Raw genomic sequence first — 16,821 nt, 5'->3', positions numbered from 1 at the left:
ACTCCGGTTCTGACAAAACCCTGACTGATGAGTACGGGTCAATTCAAGATCCCCACGGATGTGTGACATAGGCAACGTTCTCCACCCCGACCGCGCCCCGACCTCGAGGTCAACGCCCTTTGCGTGTAAGGGGCCCGTATCGGGGAGGGTAGGGCTGTCCCCCCTTCCGCGGTTGGAGGGAACCACCGGACGGTTCACCGGCAAGCAGGATGGGTCGGCCCGCCGCCACGGCCTAGCGTCGTCAATGAGTGGCGGACGGTCCGCCACCAGGGCATAAGGGGATGTCGTGGCGGACACAGGCCGCTTGGAGAGGCCGCGCGGCATAGCGGCGCGCGCGGGCAGTTGGAGCGCCCGTCACCGGTGGGCGGCGGTCGGGGGCTGGGTGCTGCTGGTCATCCTCGCCCTGGCCGTCGGCTCGATGACGGGCCGGGTCGATGTGTCGGACAGCGAGCAGGTTCCCGGCGAGTCCGGGCGCGTCTCGGCAATTCTCGACGAGGCGGGCATCGACGACGCGGCCGGGGAAACCGTACTGATCCAGGCGAAGGGCGGCGAGCGGAAGAGCGGCGGGCTCACCGCGAGCGACCCGGCCTTCCGCAAGGCGGTCGACGCGGTGATGGCCGGTGTACGCGACACCGGCCAGGTGACCGCCCTCCGCTCCCCGTACGAGACGAAGACCATCTCGGTCGACCGGCGCTCCGCACTGGTGCAGTTCGAGATGCGCGGCGACCCGGAGAAGGCGTCGGAGCACATCCAGCCGGTCCTGGACGCGGTGGACAAGGCGCAGGACCGCCACCAGGAGCTGCGGATCGAGGAGTTCGGCGACGCCAGCGGCCAGAAGGCGTTCGACGACGCCTTCGGCGATGACTTCACCCAGGCCGAGTACTCCGCGCTGCCGGTGGCCCTCGGCATTCTGCTGATCGTCTTCGGTGCGCTGGTGGCCGCGCTGCTGCCGGTGGTGCTCGCGATGACCGCGTTCCTGGCCACCACCGGTCTGGTGGCCATCGTCAGCCACTGGGTGCACATGAGCGACACCGCCAACTCCGTGATGCTGCTGGTGGGGCTGGCCGTCGGCGTCGACTACTGCCTGTTCTACCTGCGCCGGGAGCGCGAGGAGCGCGCCGCGGGGCGGGACGCGCAGACCGCCCTGCGAGTGGCGGCGGCCACCTCCGGGCGCGCCATCCTGGTCTCAGGGGTCACGGTGATCGTGGCGATGGCGGGCATGCTCTTCACCGGTATCGCGGAGTTCAAGGCGATGGGGCTCGCCACGCTGATGGTGGTGGCGGTGGCGATGGTCGGCTCGGTGACGGTGCTGCCCGCGCTGCTCTCACTGCTCGGTGAGCGGGTGGAGAAGGGCCGACTGCCGTTCCTGGGCCGCGCCAAGCGGCGCGGCGACACCGAGCGGCGCGGCGGCACCGAGCGGCGCGGCGGCACCGAGAGCCGGATCTGGCGCGCCGTACTCCGCCCGGTGCTGCGCCGCCCCAGGCTGTCGCTGGCCCTCGCCGGTGGCGCGCTGATCGCACTGGCCGTCCCCGCCGTGGGGATGAACACCGCGAACCTCACCCTGGACCAGGAGTTCGGCGACCGGCTGCCGGTCGTGAACGCGTACAACCACATCGACGAGGCGTTCCCGGGCGGGTCCGACCCGGCCAGGGTCGTGGTGAAGGCGGACGACATCGACGCGGCGCCGGTCCGCGACGCCCTCGCCCGCTTCCGCACCGAGGCCGTGGCGAAGGGCGCCTCCAAGGGCCCGGTCGAGGTGACCGTCCACCGCGAGCAGAACCTGGCCGTGGTGGAGGTCCCGCTGATCGGCGGCTCGGACGAGGGCAGGGCCGAGAAGAGCCTGGAGGTGCTGCGGAACGAGGTGCGCCCGGCGACCCTCGGCGCGGTGGACGGCGTGGACGCCCCCATCGGCGGTTCGACCGCCTCCTCCAAGGACTTCAACGACAAGCTCGGCTCGGCCGTCGCCCCGGTCTTCGCCTTCGTGGTGGTCTTCGCCTTCCTGCTGATGCTGATGTCCTTCCGGTCGCTCACCATCGCCGTGACCTCCATCGTGCTCAACCTGCTGTCAGTGGGCGCCGCGTACGGCATCCTCACCGCGGTCTTCCAGCACGGCTGGGGGGCGGGGCTGGTCGGCGCGGAGGGCGTGGGCGCGATCGTGTCCTGGCTGCCGCTGTTCCTCTTCGTGATCCTTTTCGGGCTGAGCATGGACTACCACGTCTTCGTGGTCTCCCGGATCCGCGAGGCGCACCTGGCGGGCCGCACCACCAAGGACGCGGTGGTGCACGGTGTGGTGACGACGGCGGGCGTCGTCACCAGCGCCGCCGTCATCATGGTCGCCGTCTTCTCCCTCTTCGGAACGCTGTCGATGCAGTCCATGAAGCAGATGGGCGTGGGCCTGGCGGCCGCGGTCCTCATCGACGCCACCGTCATCCGCGGGGTGCTGCTCCCGGCCGTGATGTCGCTGCTGGGCGAGCGCAACTGGTACCTGCCGAAGTGGCTGGGGTGGCTCCCGGACCTCGCACACGACGGGCCCGCCCCGGTCCATCGGCCCAGCACCCAGAGGCCCAGCACCCCGGTGGCCGCTTCCCCGAGGCCGGAGGCGGACGAACGGCCCCGGCACGCGGGGGTCTGACGACCGCGCCCCGGCACACCGCGACCGGTCACCCGGCCTTCGGGCCGGGTGACCGGTTCGGCGTTCCGGGGCGGGGTGGGGCACGAAAATGCGTTGCACGGTCTCCCGGCCGGTCCCTACGGTGCGGGGATACGGCGGAGATCCGCATACGCGTCCTTTCGCGTACGCGCGCACGGGAGGAGTACCCCGATGAGCGGAAGTCCCGGCATCGGCGCGTTCACCCGCATCACTCGTGGCTGTGCCCGGGTGGCGTGTGCGCGCGCCCTTCCGCTGCCCGCCCGCCGCCCGCGGCGCGGCCCCGGTGCCCTGGTCGGCCCGGACGCGCCCGGTGTCTCTCCGAGTCCGTGAGCCGTTCGCGCTCGAGGTGTTTCCTCGGCCCGAGCGGCTGACTCGCCGGACTTCCCCTCAGTCTCTCGTCGTGGGCTGAGCTCACCCCTCCATGCGCCCTCGGCCAGGGCCCCCGCCAGTCCAGGAATCACTCGTTCCGGGACGGGCGGCAGGGCCCGTTCCGCGCTGCTGCCGCCCGCCCGGCTCCGAAAGGACCGTGGCCGTGGCCCGCAATCGACACCGTCCCCATGCCCATCCTCATGCCCAGCGCGGTGGCGAACCGCGCCGCACCACCGAACCGCCGCGCAGTACCGAACGCGACCGCGCGAGGCGTGCGTACGGACAGAACTTCCTCGTCGACCCGGGCGCCGTCGCCCGCGTCGTACGCGCCGCCCGCCCCGGGCCCGACGACCTCCTGGTGGAGGTCGGCGCGGGCAAGGGGACGCTCACCGAGGCGCTGGCCCCGCGCTGCCGCGAGCTGATCAGCTATGAGATCGACCGGCATCTGATCCCGGGGCTGCGGCAGCGGCTCGCCCACTGTCCACGGGTCCGGGTCGTGCACCAGGACTTCCTCGGCACGGCGCCGCCACCCGAGCCGTTCGCGCTCGTCGGCAACGTGCCCTACGCCCGTACCGCCGAGATCGTGGCCTGGGCGCTGCGGGCGGTGCCCGGGCTGACCTCCGCCACGCTGCTCACCCAGGCGGAGTACGCCCGCAAGCGCACCGGGGACTACGGCCGCTGGTCCCTGCTGACCGTACGGACGTGGCCGGAGGTCGAGTGGCGGCTGTGCGGGAAGGTGGCGCGGGCCGCCTTCCGGCCGGTACCCGCGGTGGACGGCGGGATCCTGCGGCTGACCCGGCGGTCCCGGCCGCTGCTCACCGACCCGGCGGCCCGGTCCGCCTACGCGGATCTGGTCGAACTGGGCTTCACCGGGGTCGGTGGCTCGCTCCACGCGTCACTGCGCCGGGTCTGCCCCGCCCGCGCGCTCGACCGGGCGTTCCGGGCGGCCGGGCTGGGGCGGGACGTCGTGGTGGCGTATGTGACGCCGGAGCAGTGGCTGGTCCTCGCTCAGGAGTTGGCCGGGGTGGCCGCCGGAATGCGGTCGGCCGTGTCGAAGGAGTTGATGGTGCGGGTGAAGTCCCGGGTGGACAACAGCAACTTGTAGATGATGGCCAGCTCGAAGACGAGCAACAGCACGCCCGAGACGACGGTCGTCGCCACCACCGCGTCGACGGCCGGGCCGATGATGAACACGCCCATCTGGAACTCGATGCCGCTGATGAGATGAGCGCGGATGCGGTGGCGCTGCAGGAAGTTCCGGCACCGGACCCACCACGGGAAGCGGCGCCGGAACTCCTGGTGCAGATCGACGACGGCGGCGCGGCGCACGGCCGGAACCGGGATCGCGGCCGGAGCCGGGGACGGGGACGGAACCTGGGCGGACAGATTCGGGGCGGCCGTGGACTCCGGGGCCGCGGATTCCAGGGCCGCAGACTCCAGGGCCGCAGACTCCAAGGGAGCAACGGGCTCCAAAGGAGCCACCGTGTCGCGGTCCGTCTCCAGGTCGGCCTCGGGGTTCTCCCGCAGCAGGTCCTCCATGAAGGCCAGCTCGGCCTGGTTCTCGGCCTTGCGGGCCGCCCGCATCCGGGCCTTGATCTGCTTGCGCATCCCGTGCCGGATCTTGAAGATCTCCAGCGAGTCGATGTAGCGCAGCGCGTCCAGGGAGGCGACGGCCAGCGCCAGCCACAGATACAGGACGTCATCCGTACGCGCGTACTGACCGCCCATCAGGGCGACCGAGCACACCAGCACCCGGATCCGGTCGAAGACGAAGTCCAGCCAGGCGCCGAAGACCGAGCCGGTGCCGGTCAGCCGGGCCAGCTTGCCGTCCATGCAGTCGAAGATGAAGCTCACGTGGTAGAGCACGGCCCCGAGGAGCAGCCATCTCCAGTCGCCCCGTGCGAAGCACGCTGCCGAGCCGAGGCCCACCAGGAACGCACCCCAGGTGAGTTGATTGGGGGTGGCCCGGGTGTACTTGGCGATCCAGCGGACCAGCGGTGTGGCCACCGGGTCCACGAGCATGACGGTCCACCACGCGTCTCGCTTCTTCTCGGTGATCCGGCGGACCTCGGCGAGCGGCGGTATGTCTCGGGGCATGGTCAATCTTTCTGGCGTTAGACACGGGTTCACCTGAAAGTAAGAAGCCGTTAAGCGAAGAGACAAGATCGGACAAGGGCAACCTTTGTCAGGGGGTAACGGTCTGCTGGGGGGACTGGGTCCATGGCACGTTCAGGTGTGGCGGCGGCGAGCGAGCCGCGATGACCGACGTGTGGTGATTCCTGCCAACGGCGGTGGGCCTGTCGCCGTAGCGGGGCTTACCGCTGGTAGCGGGCAAGCACCAGGTTCCCGTCGTCGACCAGCCGCTCCCGCAGCGTCCCCATGCCGATCGCCCCGCTGTAGTACTCCTGCAGCGCCGGAGTGGCCACCTTGTCCTTCCACTCCGGATAGCCGCGCACCGTCTGCGCGGGCGCCGGGCGCAGCTGTCCGGCCAGGGCGGTGCCGGTGGCCCAGCCGTGGCGGGGGGTGTGCAGGGCGGGGTCCTGGAGGGCGGTCCGGCCCGTGGGGAGCATCCAGTCGCCCCGGGCGAGCCGCACCATGTGCGGCGGGCGCAGGAAGAAGTCGATGAAGCGGGCGGCCTCCCGCTGGTACGGGCTGTCGGCGGCGATGGACAGCGTCTGCGGGCTGACCCCCTGCCGCAGGTCGCCGCCGGGCCCGGCCGGGGACGGCAGTACGGTCCAGGCGAACCCCTTGGGCGCCTGCTGCGCGATCTGCTGGCGGTAGGAGAAGCCGAGCGGCACCATGGCGTACTTCCCGCCGAAGAAGCCGGGGAGGGTGTCGGAGCCGCCCATGCCGAGGGTGGTCCTGGCGGCGGTGCGGTCGCCGCCCAGCTGGTCGTGGATGACGCGCGGCACCCGCTGGTCGGCGGCGTCGAACCGCACGGTGACCTTGCCGTCCGCGCCCCGGTGGAAGACCTTGCCGCCGGTGGAGAGCGAGAGGTTGAGGGTCGCGGAGACGGGCTCCTTGAGCGGCCAGGCCACGCCGTGCGTCCCGTCCCGGGTCAGCTCTTCGGCCGCGTCCTCGAACTCGGCCCAGCTCCACGGCCGTTCGGGGGTGGGGATCCGCACCCGGGACCGCTCCAGCAGCGTGCGGTTGGCGATGAGCACCCGCGGCTCCTGGAGGAACGGCACACCGTGGACACCGCCGTCGAAGGTGGCGGTCTGCCAGGTCCTGGACGGGATCTCGTCCTTGAGCCGCCGGGGCAGCAGCCCGGTGAGATCGGCGAGATAGCCGCCGTAGGCGAAGTCGGCGAGGTCGTCGGTGGCGTCATGGATGATGTCGGGCGCCTCACCGCCCTCGAAGGAGGTGAGCAGCTGGTCGTGGACGCCCTCCCAGCTGCCCTGGACGTACTCGACCCGGATCTCGGGATGGGCCGCGTTCCACTCCCCCACCAGCTGCTTGTTGGCCGCCACCGATTCCCGCTGCCAGGCCAGGGACTGGAAGCGGAGGGTGATCCGGCCGCCGGTGGCCCGCCGCCGCTCCGGCGCGCAGCCGGACAGCGGCGCCCCGGCGGACAGCGCCCCGGCGGCGGACGCGGACGCGGCCAGCAGCGTGCGGCGGCGCATCAGTGCTTCACCGCCCCGGCCAGGGTGCCGCTGGTGATCCGGCGCTGGATGAGCGCGAACAGCACCAGCGAGGGCAGCGTCGCCAGCAGGGAGGCGGCGGCGAGCGGGCCGAGGTCGGCGACGCCCTCGGTTCCGATGAAGTGGGTGAGGATGATCGGCATCGTCTGTTTCCGCGGCGATTTGAGCAGGACGAGCGCGAAGAAGAACTCGTTCCACGCGGTGATGAACGCGAAGAGTGCGGTGGCCACGATGCCGGGGGCCAGCAGCGGCACGGTGATGGAGATCAGCACCCGCGGTCTGCCCGCGCCGTCCACGGCCGCGGCCTCCTCCAGCTCGCGCGGTACGGCCCGTGCGTATCCGGCCAGCATCCACAGGGCGAACGGCAGGGACCACACCACATACACCATGATCAGCCCGGGGAGGGAGTCGATCAGGCGGACCTCCTTGAGCACCAGGAACAGCGGGATGATCACCAGGACGAAGGGGAACGCCTGGCTGACCACGATCCAGCCGGTGGCCGCCCGGGACAGCGGGGAGCGGTGGTGGCGGGCCATCACATAGGCCATCGGGGTGGCGATGAGGACGGTGATGACGGCGGCGGCGAGGGAGGCGACCAGGCTGTTGCCCGCGGACCGCAACAGCGGCTGCTCCTCGAACGCCTGGCGGAAGTTGTCGAGGGTGGGGTGGTCGGGGATCCAGCCCGGATGGAGGCTCGCGAGCTCGCGCGGCGGCTTGAACGCGGTGGAGACCAGCCACAGCAGGGGGAAGGCGAGGAAGACCAGATAGCCGAGGAGGGCGAGGTACTGGCCGGTGCGCGCCGCGCGGCGCCTGGCCTGGCGGGGGCTCATGCCTCGTCGTCCCCCTTCAGCCGGGCCACCAGATGGACGGCCAGCAGGATGGAGACCACCGCCACCAGCACACAGCCCATCGCCGCCGCATAGCCGAACTGGCCGTAGCGGAACGCCTCTTCATAGGCGAAGAGCATCGGCAGCCGGGTGCGGCCTCCGGGCCCGCCGCCCGTCAGGACGTAGACCAGCGCGAAGGAGTTGACGTTCCAGATGAAGCTGAGCGCGCTGATGGCGAGCGCGATGGGCCTGATGGCGGGCCAGGTGACGGCGCGGAAGCGGCGCCAGGCACCGGCGCCGTCCATCGCCGCGGCCTCGTGCAGTTCGCGCGGCACATTGGAGAGCCCGGCCAGCAGGGTGACCGTGACCTGTGGAAGCCGGGCCCAGATGCCGACCACGACGACGGCGGGCAGGGCGGTGGACAGACTGCCGAGCCAGTCGCGCTGGGTGCCCAGCGTCTCGTTGAGCACCCCGGCGTCGGGGTGGTAGACCAGCCGCCACATGATGCCGACCACGACCTCCGGCATCGCCCAGGGAACGATCGCGAGCGCCCGCGACAGCCAGCGGAACCGCAGGTCCTGGTGGAGCAGCAGCGCGAGGCCGAGCGCGAGCAGGAATTGCGGTACGGAGACGGCCACCGCCCACAGCAGGCCGATCCGGAACGACTCCCAGAAGAGGGTGTCGCGCAGCAGGTCCTGGAAGTTGAGCAGCCCGATCCACTGGGTGGGGTCGGTACGGCCCGCCTGGGAGTCGGTGAAGGCGAGCGCGATGCCGTAGAGCAGCGGGCCGACGCTGAGGAGGAGGATCGGGATCAGCGCGGGCAGCACCAGGAACCACGCCCCGTGGGCTGGGCTGTGACGGCGCGCCAGGCGGCCGCCCGGGCCCTGGGCGGAGCCCGGGCTTCGGGGGGAGCCCGGGGCCGAGCGCGCCGGTTCGGCGGTCACGGGTATCACGGCAGGGCCCCCTTCGGACACGGTGAGAGGGCGGCCCGGGTGGGAGAGCCCACGTCATCGTGCGGAGGGCGGGCGGTGCAGTCAAGCGATTCTCCCCACGACAGTCGATGAGGCCGTCGGTACGGCAGGTGGCGCACGGCGCGGTGCGAGACTTGGCCGTGGCCGTCGGCCAGGAAAAGCGGCCAGGAAAAGCGGCCGGGAGAAGCGGACGAGGAGAGACGAGGAGAAGGGGCATGGCGGTGGCGGAGGTCGCGTTCACGGAGGAGCGGGCGCGGGCGGTGCTCTCGGCCGCGCTGCCGCCCTACCGCGCCGGTACGGCGCAGGCCCGGCTGCTGGCCCTCGGTGAGAACGCCGTCTTCGCCGTCGACGACCTCTCCCTGGTGGTCCGGATCAGCCGTGACCTGGAGGTGTGGGACCGGGCCGCCCGGGAGCTGCGGATCGCCGACTGGCTCGCCCGTGAGGGGCTGCCCGCGGTCCGCCCCGACCGGCGCTTCGGCGCCGAGCAGCCGCTTCCGTTCGCGGGCCATCTCGTCACGTACTGGCAGCGGCTTCCCGACCCGGTACGCCCCGCCGGGGCGCGCGATCTCGCGGAGCTGCTGCGGCTGGTGCACGCCCTGCCCGATCCGCCCGGCGACCCGGCGCCGCTGCAACTGCCGCGGCGCGATCTGCTGGGCGGGGTGGAGCGCTGGCTGAGGCTGGCCGGGGACGCGATCGACCCGGCGGACGCGGCGTATCTGCGCGCCCGCCGGGACGACTTCGCGACCGCCGCAGAGGAGCTGACCCCGCGCCTCACCCCCGGCCCCATCCACGGCGACGCGCTGCCGCGCAATGTGCACATCGGCCCGGACGGGCCGGTCCTGGTGGACCTGGAGACCTTCTCGCACGATCTGCGCGAGCACGATCTGGTGGTGATGGCCCTGTCACGGGACCGCTATGGGCTCGACGCGGCGGAGTACGACGCGTTCGTGGCGGAGTACGGCTGGGACGTCCGCGAGTGGCCCGGCTGCGCGGTGCTGCGGGGCGCACGCGAGACCGCCAGCTGCGCCTGGGTCTCCCAACACGCCCCGGGCAATCCGGCGGCCCGCACCGAGTTCGCCCGCCGCATCGCCTCCCTGCGCGAGGGCGACACGACCGTGCGCTGGCACACGTTCTGAGCCAACGGCTCCGTTTCAGGGGCCACCCTGCACCCCACGCGGCGCATCGGGTGACCGGCGGACCCTTCCCCTCCCCGCCCCTTCCCGTCGTCAGGGGCTTCGCCCCTGGACCCCGGGGTCTGGGCGCAGGCCCGGTCCGGCCGGAAACGCATCGGTGCGGCGCGCGCCGATATCCGCCCGGAGCTCCGCTGGCCCAGCCCGGTGGGCCGCTATCCGGCCACCGCCCCCGCCTCCCGCAGCGGCCAGCCGCCGTCGACCACCGCGTCCGGAGTGCCCTTGCGGCGCAGCCAGGACTGGAAGTCGGCCGCCCAGTGCGCGGACCACCCCACCTGCTTGCGGTGGAGGTCCCACAGCTCGAGCCCGGCGACCTCGCCATGGCGCTCGGCGAGCGCGCACGCGACCCGCACCGCCGCCAGCGCGTCCGCCCCGGCGTCATGGGCGCGGTCGTGCACCACCCCGTACTCCCCGCAGACGGCCTCCAGCGTGCGCTTGCCCTTGCGATAGCGGTCGACCGCGCGGTCTATCGTGTACGGATCCACGACGGGGCCGGTCTCGGCGCCCTCCAGCCGCTCGCTCAGCGGGCGCAGCCCGTGCCGCCCCAACTCGGCGGCGAGCAGGCTGAGATCGAACGCCGCGTTGTACGCCACCACGGGCGCGCCCGCGCGCCAATGGGTCACCAGCACCTCGGCGACCTCCTCGACCACCTCGCGCGCGGGCCTGCCCTCCGCCGCCGCCCGCTCCCCGGTGATCCCGTGCACCGCCACGGCGTCCTCGGGGATGGGCACTTGGGGGTCGGCCAGCCATTCGCGCCGCCCGACCGGCTCCCCGCCCCTCACCTCGACCACGGCCGCCGTCACGATCCGTGCCGTGCGCGGGTCGGTGCCCGTCGTCTCCAGGTCGAATCCGATCAGCGTCCCCCGGTGCCAGCCCATGGCCGCCCTCCCTTTTCCCTTTGTCGTACTTCCCCCAGGTGTGCACCACCTTCCCATGCACCACTGACAACGGCCGGTGCGGCGGATCGCGCCTTGTGAGGCCTGCGGCGGGCTGTTTCCCCTCCCCGCCCCTCCCCGAAACTAGGGCTCCGCCCCCGACCCCACCGGTGCTCCGCGCATGCCTCCACCTGTGGTGGGAAGGGGCGGGGTGGGGAACAGACCACGGGCAGCCCGCAGGCGCAAGGCGTCGGCTCGTGGGGTCAGGACACCGGGCGGGAGTCCGACCAGACGCTCTCGAACTCCTCGCGGTACGTGCCGAAGAGCCCGCCCTCGCCCTCCTCGGCCGCGCCGCCCTCGCGGACGACCTCGCTGCCCCGGCCGCCGCCGCGCAGGACCAGGACCGGGGCCTCCATGCCCCGGGCCTTGCGGAGGTAGGACTGGACGACCGCGAGGCCGTCCGCGCCGTCGCCGTTGACCAGGTAGGCGGTGAAGCGGGGGGTCTCGTCGAAGACGTGGATCTCGAACGCGCCCGGGTCCCGCAGCCGGGCGCGCACCCGCCGCATATGGAGGATGTTCATCTCCACCGATCGGCTCATCTCGCCCTTCTTCAGGCCGAGTTCGCGCTCCCGCCGCCGCACCGCGCTGCTCGCCGGGTTGAGGAAGAGCAGCCGGGCCCGGCAGCCGGATTCGGCCAGCCGGACCAGTCGGCGGCCCGAGTAGTTCTGGACCAGGAGGTTGAGCCCGATGCCGACGGCGTCGAGGCGGCGGGCGTTGCCGAAAAGGTCCTCGGCGGGGAGCTGGCGCTGGAGCCGCACCCGGTCGGAGTGGACGCCGACCACATCGGCGTAGCGGTCGCCGACCAGGTCCTCGACGGCGTCGACGGGCAGCCGGTCGGCGGAGGGGGATTCGGTGCCGCTGCCCAGGATCTCCAGCAGCCGGGCGGAGGCCCGCTCGGCCTGGGCGAGGACGTTCTCGGACAGGGCGCGGTTGCGGGAGACCACATTGCGGGCGACCTCCAGCTCGTCCAGGGCCAGCTCCACCTCGCGGCGGTCGTCGAGGTACGGCTCGAAGCACGGCCAGTGCTGGACCAGGAGCTCCCGGAGCTGCGGCAGGGTCAGGAAGCTGACGACGTTGTCGTCGGCCGGGTCGAGCAGATAGCCCTTGCGGCGGCTCACCTCCCGTACGGCGACCGCCCGCTGCACCCACTCCTGTCCGGCGGGGCCCGCCGCGGCGATGACCCAGTCCTCGCCGTGGACCGGTTCGTAGATGGGCCGCAGCACGGCGCTGACGACCGCGCGCAGCCGCTGTTCCACGAGGTTGAGCCAGATATAGGCCCGCCCGGCCCGGCGTGCGCGCGTGCGCACCTCGCTCCAGGCTTCGGCGCCCCAGTCCAGTTCCGCTCCGATCTCCATCGGCCGCACCAGGGACACCGCGCCGGGAGGTGCGTCGGTGGAGCCATCACCCCCGGGACCACCAGGGGGAAGCTCCAGCCCGCCCGAGCTCACCTGTGCACCGCCTTCCGCCCCCGTCCAACGATCACCGCAGACTACTGCGCTGGCGGGGGCGGTGCGACACTCAGGTCCTGCCTATCGAATCAACGTGCCTCTTCTGTATGCCCGTTGTGTCCGGACAGTGCAGGCGGCGTGAGGGGATTCATAGCGGTGACGTCGCGCGCGGCGAGCTGGAAGCCCTGCCAGTGGACCGGCATCGGCTCCTGGTCCTCATCCCGGGCGATGTGGTGGAACCCGATGTTGACCCACACGATGGGGTGCTTGAGGGTCTGTCCGTTGACCCACCTGTCGACGCTCTTACCGGCACCGGCGCCGCAGTTGCGCAGATTGTTGCTGGCGAACTGCTCACACCTGTTGTACTCGGTGAAGTAGACGTCGTGTTTGGTGAAGCTACGCCCCTGGTACTTCGTGGTGTGGCCGGGAACGATCTCGTAGCTGCGCGGATGGCCGTCCTTGTTCTTGCCCGCCGTGCTGACCACGCGCCACCACCGCGCCGCCGCCGCGTCACCGGCCAGCTCCTTGCCGACCGCGGTGCGGGTGGTCTTGGTCTTCGGGATCCGCCCCGCGGTCGCGGTGGTCTTGGAGTCGTACTGCTCGACCTTGCTCTTGGGCGAGCCGTCCAGCCCGAAGTTCAGCCGCCAGAAGACGTTGTGGGCGTGGCTGGTGGCGTAGTCCTTGGCGCCCTTGCCGATGGGCCAGCCGCGGCCGTCGCCCGCGTCGTAGTCCATCGGGGAGAGCGTGCCGGTGGCGCCGACCTGCATGGTCATGGTGCCGTCACCGGCGAACCGCCACTCGGTGATGTACTCGTACCAGCCGACCTTGTTGACGGTGTAGAGCAGCAGGTCCTTGCCCTGTAGCTGGTAGACCTTGTTCCGGCCGCCCGCTCCGAGGTCGTCCTCGCCCATGCGGTAGGCGTGGCCGCGGGCCCGGGTGGTGGCGCACAGACCCTTCACATCCGGATGGTCGGGGTCCCAGGCGTCGGGCACCCGTACGGTCTTGATGGTGCCGCCGGGGCACTCGGCCGGATCCAGCTGCTGCAGCCCCTGGGCGAAGCCCTGCCCGGTGAGGTCGTCGTACTCATTGCTGCCGTCGTCGTACGGCACATGGATCTGGCCCAGCTTCGCCGAGGTCAGCACCTTGATGGGGGCGCTTTCGCCCTTGGGCTGGTACGAGACGTCGTCGAGCACCAGCCCGGCCTTGCTCTCGTAGTGCCAGCACATCCGCCAGGTGGTGCCGCCGTCCAGCTTCTGCTCGATTCTGTACGGGACGCTGCAGTCCGCCGCGGCGGCGGGCCGCGGGGCCGCCTGGGCGCTGCCGACCGGCCCTGCGGCGATCGCCGCGGTGCCGAGCAGCGCCGAGACGCCAATGGCCGCCGCGACCCGGGCACGGGCGCGGCGGAGCCTGCTGTCAGGCATGGGGAGACTCCTGTAGTGAAGCGTTGAGGGGTGCGCGAAGCGCGGCTGCCGGGGCCTTAGCCCAGCTTGGCGACGGTGTGAGCGCTCAGGTCGACCACCAGCTGCCGGGTGTCGATCCAGGGGCCGTTCACCACGCGGGTGAACAGCCGTACGCAGCGGTGCTCGCCGCAGTCCTGGACCGCAGCCGGGCCGGGGTTGCTGCCCTCGCCCGCGCGGTAGACGAAGCCGGTGGCGGCCAGCTGGTCCGGGCGGGTCAGCGCCTTGCCGGTGGCGTCCTTGAAGTCCTTCTTCAGCCCCTCGCCCAGCTTGTCGGCCATCAGCAGCCGTACGGCCTCCATGACCTCGTCGCGGTTGGGCGGCGGCTGCACCCCGCGCTGGGTGTCAGTGTCGGTGACCTTGCCGCTGCCGAGGTCGACCGTCTTGGTGACGTAGGTGTCGTCCTTGTAGTCGTAGTACGTCACCTCGGCGCGGCGCGGCGGGTCGGCGGCCGCCACCTCCTCGGGGCTCAGCTCCGCGAGGTCGGTGGAAAGCCGCTCGGGGCCGCTGGCGCCCTTGACGTCCTCGCTGCTCATGCGGAAGTCGCGGCCGGCCGCGAGGCCCTGGGCGCGCTTCATCTCGTCGTCGGTCAGCGGATCGCGGCCGCTGCCGGTCTCACCCTGCTCGGGCGCCTCCTCCACCACTCCGGGCTGCTGCCGGGCCGCCTGGCCCTGCTCCGCAGAAGAGCTCTGGGGTCCCCCACTCGAGCCTTCCTCACCGGACGCGCTCCCCGGGAGCGTCACCCCGATCAAGACCGCCGTGGCGGTGGTCGCCACGGCCGCGCCGGCCACCACCTTGCCCAGGTGGCGGTGCATCAGCTTGCGCACATCCTCCCCCATTCCCCCCTGTCATCGTATTGGCGTGCATAGCGGGATACGCCTATGCGTCAGGTCACCCGGTAGGACGAACCGATATGGCCGTAGGTTGCCTCACTTTTGAGGAAGTTCTGTCGAAAGAGCGGATGGCTCAGGCCAGTTGGGAAAGGATGCAGGGTCGGTCAGGTTCCGTCCGGTGCCTGGGGTGCTCGCGGCCCCCGGAGAAGAAGTGGAAGAGTCGACGTATGCAGGTCTGGCCGGGACAGGCTTATCCCCTTGGCGCCACCTACGACGGCGCCGGAACCAACTTCGCGGTGTTCTCCGAGGCCGCCGTCCGCATCGAGCTGTGCCTCCTGCACGACGACGGCTCGGAGACGGCGGTCGAGCTGCGGGAGTCCGACGCGTTCGTCCGCCACGCCTATCTGCCGGGGATCATGCCGGGGCAGCGCTACGGCTTCCGGGCCCACGGCCCGTACGAACCGGAGCTCGGCCACCGCTGCAATTCCGCCAAGCTGCTGCTGGATCCTTACGCCAAGGCGGTCAGCGGGCGGATCGACTGGGGCGAGGAGGTCTACGGCTACCACTTCGGGCGGCCCGACAAGCGCAATGATCTCGACTCGGCCCCGCATACCATGGCGTCGGTCGTGGTCAATCCGTACTTCGACTGGGGCGACGACCGCCCGCCGCGCACCGACTACCACCGCATGGTCATCTACGAGGCGCATGTCAAGGGGCTGACCATGCGCCACCCCCGGCTGCCGGAGGAGCTGCGCGGGACCTACGCGGCGCTCGCCCATCCGGCGATCATCGAACACCTGACGGAGCTGGGCGTCACCACGCTGGAACTGATGCCCGTGCACCAGTTCGTCCATGACCACCGGCTGGCCGACTCGGGGCTGGCCAACTACTGGGGCTACAACACCATCGGCTTCTTCGCCCCGCACAACGCCTACGCGTCCTGGGGCGACCGGGGCCAGCAGGTGCTGGAGTTCAAGTCGGCCGTCAGGGCGCTGCACCAGGCGGGCATCGAGGTCATCCTGGACGTGGTCTACAACCACACGGCCGAGGGCAACCACCTGGGCCCCACCCTCTCCTTCCGGGGCCTGGACAACGCCTCGTACTACCGGCTGACCGAGGACCGCCGGTACTACATGGACACCACCGGGACCGGGAACTCCCTGCTGATGCGGTCCCCGCACGTGCTCCAGCTGATCATGGACTCGCTGCGCTACTGGGTGACCGAGATGCATGTGGACGGCTTCCGCTTCGATCTGGCGGCGACGCTGGCCCGGCAGTTCCACGAGGTGGACCGGCTGTCGTCGTTCTTCGACCTGGTCCAGCAGGATCCGGTGGTGAGCCAGGTGAAGCTGATCGCCGAGCCCTGGGACGTCGGCGAGGGCGGCTATCAGGTCGGCAACTTCCCGCCGCTGTGGACCGAATGGAACGGCAAGTTCCGGGACACCGTGCGGGATCTGTGGCGCGGTGAGCCGAGGACCCTGGCCGAATTCGCCTCCCGGCTGACCGGCTCCTCCGACCTCTACCAGGGCGACGGGCGGCGCCCGCTGGCCTCGGTCAACTTCGTCACCTGCCATGACGGCTTCACCCTGCGCGACCTGGTGAGCTACGACGAGAAGCACAACGAGGCCAACGGCGAGTCCAACCAGGACGGCGAGAGCTACAACCGGTCCTGGAACTGCGGGGTCGAGGGCGAGACCGACGACCCGGCGGTGCGGACGCTGCGCGAGCGCCAGATGCGCAACTTCATCGCCACCCTGATGCTCTCCCAGGGCGTGCCGATGCTCAGCCACGGCGATGAGTTCGGACGCACCCAGGGCGGCAACAACAACGCGTACTGCCAGGACAACGAGGTGTCCTGGGTGCGCTGGCCGGATCACGCCAAGGCGCAGGACGGCGCGTGGGAGGACCGCTCGGCGCTCGAGCTGCTGCGCTTCACCCGCTCCCTGGTGTGGCTGCGCCGCGACCACCCCGTCTTCCGGCGCCGCCGCTTCTTCCACGGACGGCCGGTGGAGGGCACCCATGACGAGCTGTCGGACATCGCCTGGTTCACCCACGAGGGAGAGGAGATGACGCCGCGCGACTGGCAGGCGGCGCACGCCAAGTCCCTCGCGGTCTTCCTCAACGGCAGCGCGATCTCCGAACCGGGGGCGCGCGGCGAGCGGATCACCGATGACTCGTTCCTGCTGCTGTTCAACGCCCACCACGAGCCGCTGGACTTCGTCGTGCCCATCGACCACGGCAAGCAGTGGCAGGTCATCGTGGACACGGCGGTGGCGGAGGGCGTGGAGCCGGGCAGCGGATCGAAGGTGGCGGCGGGCGACCGGCTGACCCTGGTGGACCGCAGCCTGATGGTGCTGCAGCGCCCGGCGTAAGCGCTCCGCCTAGGCGCTCCGCCGGGGTACCGGTTGCTTCGCCTGCCGGTCCGCCGGACACACGCGCGCGTCGCGTCCGTTTGGGGGTGCGGAGCTCTGCTGGGGTGCTCCGGGTGGGTACGTACGTT

At 71.4% G+C, this 16,821-nt stretch carries 13 protein-coding genes; 5 read left to right on the top strand and 8 right to left on the bottom strand.

The window, feature by feature from the left end:
• Positions 1–286: 286 nt before the first annotated feature.
• The 3 genes from VT50_RS23630 to erm all read left to right on the top strand — a co-directional run bounded on the left by VT50_RS23630 (position 287) and on the right by erm (position 4,124).
• Positions 287–2,632 carry an MMPL family transporter gene (locus VT50_RS23630; RefSeq protein WP_046085410.1) on the top strand — a complete coding sequence of 782 codons (2,346 nt, stop codon included), beginning with the start codon at positions 287–289 and terminating at the stop codon, positions 2,630–2,632.
• A gap of 189 nt (positions 2,633–2,821) precedes the next feature.
• Complete coding sequence (locus VT50_RS39700; protein ID WP_167396625.1) at positions 2,822–2,980, top strand: hypothetical protein; 159 nt, start codon at positions 2,822–2,824, stop codon at positions 2,978–2,980.
• 202 nt (positions 2,981–3,182) lie between these two features.
• Positions 3,183–4,124, top strand: a complete 942-nt coding sequence (gene erm / locus VT50_RS23625; protein WP_046085411.1) for an ErmE/ErmH/ErmO/ErmR family 23S rRNA (adenine(2058)-N(6))-methyltransferase — start codon at positions 3,183–3,185, stop codon at positions 4,122–4,124.
• Here erm and VT50_RS23620 read toward each other — a convergent pair.
• The 4 genes from VT50_RS23620 to VT50_RS23605 form a co-directional block, all read right to left on the bottom strand.
• The gene (locus tag VT50_RS23620; protein WP_046085412.1) at positions 4,028–5,116 is read right to left on the bottom strand and encodes a CDP-alcohol phosphatidyltransferase family protein; all 1,089 of its coding nucleotides are present in this window, start codon (positions 5,114–5,116) and stop codon (positions 4,028–4,030) included. The two genes, erm and VT50_RS23620, sit on opposite strands and share 97 nt — an antisense overlap.
• Before the next feature lie 218 nt (positions 5,117–5,334).
• Positions 5,335–6,642, bottom strand: coding sequence for an ABC transporter substrate-binding protein (locus VT50_RS23615; RefSeq protein WP_107424868.1), 1,308 nt, complete (start codon positions 6,640–6,642; stop codon positions 5,335–5,337).
• Positions 6,642–7,490 (bottom strand): carbohydrate ABC transporter permease, encoded by an 849-nt coding sequence (locus tag VT50_RS23610; RefSeq protein WP_046085413.1) that lies wholly within the window; start codon positions 7,488–7,490, stop codon positions 6,642–6,644. The genes VT50_RS23615 and VT50_RS23610 overlap by 1 nt, the downstream gene beginning before the upstream one ends.
• Positions 7,487–8,440, bottom strand: coding sequence for a carbohydrate ABC transporter permease (locus VT50_RS23605; protein ID WP_420822216.1), 954 nt, complete (start codon positions 8,438–8,440; stop codon positions 7,487–7,489). The genes VT50_RS23610 and VT50_RS23605 overlap by 4 nt, the downstream gene beginning before the upstream one ends.
• A gap of 233 nt (positions 8,441–8,673) precedes the next feature.
• Here VT50_RS23605 and VT50_RS23600 point away from each other — a divergent pair, with 233 nt between their 5' ends.
• A complete protein-coding gene (locus VT50_RS23600) occupies positions 8,674–9,594 on the top strand; it encodes a phosphotransferase enzyme family protein (RefSeq protein WP_046085414.1) in 921 nt (306 codons plus the stop codon).
• 209 nt (positions 9,595–9,803) lie between these two features.
• On the opposite strand, the gene VT50_RS23595 is transcribed toward VT50_RS23600, so the two are convergent.
• The 4 genes from VT50_RS23595 to VT50_RS23580 all read right to left on the bottom strand — a co-directional run bounded on the left by VT50_RS23595 (position 9,804) and on the right by VT50_RS23580 (position 14,327).
• Positions 9,804–10,526 (bottom strand): 3'-5' exonuclease, encoded by a 723-nt coding sequence (locus tag VT50_RS23595; RefSeq protein WP_079343875.1) that lies wholly within the window; start codon positions 10,524–10,526, stop codon positions 9,804–9,806.
• A 260-nt stretch (positions 10,527–10,786) separates the two neighbouring features.
• Positions 10,787–12,031, bottom strand: coding sequence for an SAV2148 family HEPN domain-containing protein (locus tag VT50_RS23590; protein ID WP_046089264.1), 1,245 nt, complete (start codon positions 12,029–12,031; stop codon positions 10,787–10,789).
• Positions 12,032–12,120: 89 nt separating this feature from the next.
• Positions 12,121–13,452: a copper amine oxidase gene (locus VT50_RS23585; protein WP_046089263.1), complete on the bottom strand. Its 1,332-nt coding sequence runs from the start codon at positions 13,450–13,452 to the stop codon at positions 12,121–12,123.
• A 56-nt stretch (positions 13,453–13,508) separates the two neighbouring features.
• Positions 13,509–14,327, bottom strand: a complete 819-nt coding sequence (locus tag VT50_RS23580) for a hypothetical protein (protein WP_046089262.1) — start codon at positions 14,325–14,327, stop codon at positions 13,509–13,511.
• Between the two features lie 221 nt (positions 14,328–14,548).
• Between VT50_RS23580 and glgX the strand changes: the two genes are divergently transcribed.
• Positions 14,549–16,693: a glycogen debranching protein GlgX gene (gene glgX / locus VT50_RS23575; protein WP_046089261.1), complete on the top strand. Its 2,145-nt coding sequence runs from the start codon at positions 14,549–14,551 to the stop codon at positions 16,691–16,693.
• Positions 16,694–16,821 lie beyond the last annotated feature (128 nt).

It is taken from the genome of Streptomyces antioxidans (assembly GCF_000968685.2).
In the GTDB taxonomy this organism is placed as follows: domain Bacteria; phylum Actinomycetota; class Actinomycetes; order Streptomycetales; family Streptomycetaceae; genus Streptomyces; species Streptomyces antioxidans.
This window is presented reverse-complemented; position numbering and strand designations above follow the sequence as displayed.

What these genes read in the sequence shown, in the direction of transcription:
- VT50_RS23585 (WP_046089263.1), bottom strand. Translation starts at nt 13,452, where the DNA reads ATGCCTGACAGCAGGCTCCGCCGCGCCCGTGCCCGGGTCGCGGCGGCC.
- VT50_RS23595 (WP_079343875.1), bottom strand. Translation starts at nt 10,526, where the DNA reads ATGGGCTGGCACCGGGGGACGCTGATCGGATTCGACCTGGAGACGACG.
- VT50_RS23610 (WP_046085413.1), bottom strand. Translation starts at nt 7,490, where the DNA reads ATGAGCCCCCGCCAGGCCAGGCGCCGCGCGGCGCGCACCGGCCAGTAC.
- VT50_RS23620 (WP_046085412.1), bottom strand. Translation starts at nt 5,116, where the DNA reads ATGCCCCGAGACATACCGCCGCTCGCCGAGGTCCGCCGGATCACCGAG.
- glgX (WP_046089261.1), top strand. Translation starts at nt 14,549, where the DNA reads ATGCAGGTCTGGCCGGGACAGGCTTATCCCCTTGGCGCCACCTACGAC.
- VT50_RS39700 (WP_167396625.1), top strand. Translation starts at nt 2,822, where the DNA reads ATGAGCGGAAGTCCCGGCATCGGCGCGTTCACCCGCATCACTCGTGGC.
- VT50_RS23600 (WP_046085414.1), top strand. Translation starts at nt 8,674, where the DNA reads ATGGCGGTGGCGGAGGTCGCGTTCACGGAGGAGCGGGCGCGGGCGGTG.
- VT50_RS23615 (WP_107424868.1), bottom strand. Translation starts at nt 6,642, where the DNA reads ATGCGCCGCCGCACGCTGCTGGCCGCGTCCGCGTCCGCCGCCGGGGCG.
- VT50_RS23580 (WP_046089262.1), bottom strand. Translation starts at nt 14,327, where the DNA reads ATGGGGGAGGATGTGCGCAAGCTGATGCACCGCCACCTGGGCAAGGTG.